At 37.5% G+C, this 435-nt stretch carries 1 pseudogene; it reads left to right on the top strand.

The window, feature by feature from the left end:
* Positions 1–5: 5 nt before the first annotated feature.
* Positions 6–435, top strand: a pseudogene (gene csuC, locus MPC4_RS03655) (Csu fimbrial biogenesis chaperone CsuC); the annotation flags it as partial.

Here is a 435-nt window from a genome sequence, read left to right as displayed (position 1 = left end):
ATTACATGGTGATTTGTATGAACAATTCTGCATTTATTAAAAATGGCATTTTAAAATCTTTTTTATTTGCAAGTACATTATCACTTGTTACACCTGTGATGGCACAAGCAACTTTTCTAATTTGGCCGATTTATCCAAAAATTGAAGCCAATGAAAAGGCAACTGCGGTTTGGCTTCAAAATACGGGTAAGACCGATGCAATGGTGCAAATTCGGGTATTTAAATGGAATCAAGATGGCTTAAAAGATAACTATAGTGAGCAATCAGAAATTATACCAAGCCCGCCTGTAGCTAAAATTAAAGCAGGTGAGAAGCATATGCTTCGCTTAACCAAAAGCACCAATTTGCCGGATGGCAAAGAGCAGTCATATCGTCTGATTGTAGATGAGTTACCGATTCGACTTTCTGATGGCAACGAGCAAGATGCTTCTAAAG

Source organism: Methylocella tundrae, from assembly GCF_901905185.1.
GTDB lineage: Bacteria > Pseudomonadota > Alphaproteobacteria > Rhizobiales > Beijerinckiaceae > Methylocapsa > Methylocapsa tundrae.
The sequence above is the reverse complement of the archived record's forward strand: the minus strand, read 5'-3'. Positions and strand labels throughout refer to the sequence as shown.